At 68.2% G+C, this 2616-nt stretch carries 1 protein-coding gene and 1 pseudogene; both read right to left on the reverse strand.

Annotated features, from left to right (window positions below):
* Window positions 1-207 precede the first annotated feature (207 nt).
* Window positions 208-2175, reverse strand: a complete 1968-nt coding sequence (gene ftsH / locus HX774_RS18775; protein ID WP_178828947.1) for an ATP-dependent zinc metalloprotease FtsH — start codon at window positions 2173-2175, stop codon at window positions 208-210.
* A 54-nt stretch (window positions 2176-2229) separates the two neighbouring features.
* Window positions 2230-2616 (reverse strand): annotated as a pseudogene (locus HX774_RS18780) (hypothetical protein); the annotation flags it as partial.

Consider the following 2616-nt stretch of genomic DNA (forward strand, 5'->3'; position numbering starts at 1 on the left):
GGGGTGGAGGCAGCCCCTGTCCCATAGGCCGCGGGGGACGGGGCCCTCGCCTCATACGCTCCATCGGCCATGTTGCGCTCCATCCCCGCCCCGTTCCCCTCAGCCAACGGGAAGGAAGAGCAACAGGCGCGCGCCAGCACTTGGCGCACGAAAAAGGGGCGAGCCCTGCGGCCCGCCCCTCCTTCATTTTCAGCTGATCCGAAAGGATCAGGCGGTCGGCACGCTGGTCGTCGGCGCAGCCGCCGGCTCGGTCTTCGGCGTCTCGATCTCGACGCCGTCCGACACCGGCGTCACCGGCACCGAAACCGACGGGCCGACGGTGGGCGAGTTGCTCTGGTCGCGGTTCGGCAGGATGCCGCGTTCCAGAAGGTCGTTGATCTCGGCGCCCGACAGGGTCTCGTATTCCAACAGGGCCTGGGCCAGCTTCTCCAGATCCGCCGCCTTGTCGGTCAGGATCTGGCGCGCCTCGTCCCAGCCCGACGTGACCAGCTTCTTGACCTCGCTGTCGATCAGACGCGCGGTCTCCTCAGAGATGTTCTGGCTGCGCGCGACCGAGTGGCCCAGGAAGACCTCCTGCTCGTTCTCGCCGTAGGCCACGGTGCCCAGCACGTCCGAGAAGCCCCACTGCGTCACCATGCGACGCGCCAGCTTGGTCGCCTGCTGGATGTCGGAGGAGGCGCCCGAGGTGATGTTCTCCTTGCCGAAGATGATCTCCTCGGCCACGCGGCCGCCGGCCATGATGGCGATGCGGTCGACCATCTGCTGGTACTTCATGGAATAGCGGTCGCCTTCCGGCAGTTGCATCACCATGCCCAGGGCCTGTCCGCGCGGGACGATGGTCGCCTTGTGGACCGGGTCGGCCATCTTGACGTTGATGGCGACGATGGCGTGGCCGCCCTCGTGATAGGCGGTCAGGCGCTTCTCTTCCTCGTTCATGGCCATGGACTTGCGCTCGGCGCCCATCATGACCTTGTCCTTGGCGTCCTCGAAGTCGCGGTGCGTGACCATGCGCCGGTCCTTGCGGGCGGCCATCAGGGCGGCTTCGTTGACCAGGTTGGCCAGGTCGGCGCCCGAGAAGCCCGGCGTGCCGCGCGCGATGGTCTTGGTGTTGACGTCGGCGGCCAGGGGCACGTCCTTCATGTGGACGCGCAGGATGCGTTCGCGGCCCGAGACATCGGGGTTGGGCACGACCACCTGACGGTCGAAGCGGCCCGGACGCAGCAGGGCCGGGTCCAGAACGTCGGGACGGTTGGTCGCGGCGATCAGGATGATGCCTTCGTTGGACTCGAACCCGTCCATCTCGACCAGCAGTTGGTTCAGCGTCTGCTCGCGCTCGTCGTTGCCGCCGCCCAGACCGGCGCCGCGGTGACGACCGACGGCGTCGATTTCATCGATGAAGATGATGCACGGCGCATTCTTCTTCGCCTGCTCGAACATGTCGCGCACGCGGCTGGCGCCGACGCCGACGAACATCTCGACAAAGTCCGAACCCGAGATCGAGAAGAAGGGCACGCCCGCCTCGCCCGCCACCGCGCGCGCCAGCAGGGTCTTGCCGGTGCCGGGAGGGCCGACCAGCAGGGCGCCCTTGGGGATCTTGCCGCCCAGACGCTGGAACTTGCCGGGGTCCTTCAGGAAGTCGACGACCTCCTGCAGTTCTTCCTTGGCCTCGTCCACGCCGGCGACGTCGTCAAAGGTCTTGCGGCCCTTGTGCTCGGTCAGCAGCTTGGCCTTGGACTTGCCGAAGCCCATGGCGCCCTTGGCCCCGCCCTGCATGCGGTTCATGATGAAGAACCAGAAGGCGATGATCAGGGCCACCGGCAGCAGCAGGCCCAACAGGCCCGACCACCAGGGCTGGCGCGTGCTCTTGACGTCCACCACGGCGCCCGCCGCCTGCATCTTGTCGACCAGGTCGATATTGGGCAGGGGCGTGACCGTCGTGAACCTGCTGTCGTTCTTGTAGACGCCGGTTACGGTGTCGCCGCGCACCGTCGCCGTCTTGATCTCCTGACCGTTGATGGCCGTGATCAGCTGCGAATAGGTGATGGGATCGGGACGGCTGGCGGCCGCACCCTTGGCGCCCGGCATGGCCGCGCCGCCGTTCTGGCCGATGGCGGCGTAGACCGCGACCAGACCCAGCAGGATCACGCCCCAGATGGCGAAGTTACGCAGATTCATTCGGTCCTCGGTTTCTCGGCGAACGCCCTTAGGCCCCGCCGATCAGCAGTCTTTCTAGGAAAATAGGTCAGTCGGCGGCGTTTCGCCATGCATGGCTTGAAAGAGGTCGCTCTCCTGCGTCGTTTCGCCCAAGGCCAGCCCCAGACGCCGCCCCCCCAGGGCCTGCACATCCGCTCCCCGCCAGGCCAGAATCGCGCCGCTTCCATCCTCCCGAGCCAGCACCGGCAAGCCCCCGCGCGCCGCCGGCGGCAGCCCCGCCGCCACCTGGCGATCCGCCTCCGACAGCCGCGCCAGCCGCCCCGCCGCCGCCTCGACCCGCCAGCCGGGCTCGGTCGCCGTGATCTCGAACCGCCCGTCCCAGACCGCCGCTGCGCCCGGCGCCAGCCGCACCGTCCCCGGCGCCCGCCGCCGCATCTCCCCCGGCTCACGCATCACCAGCAC

Origin of the sequence: Brevundimonas sp. P7753, assembly GCF_013386595.1 — a bacterium.
GTDB classification, from domain to species: Bacteria; Pseudomonadota; Alphaproteobacteria; order Caulobacterales; family Caulobacteraceae; genus Brevundimonas; species Brevundimonas bullata.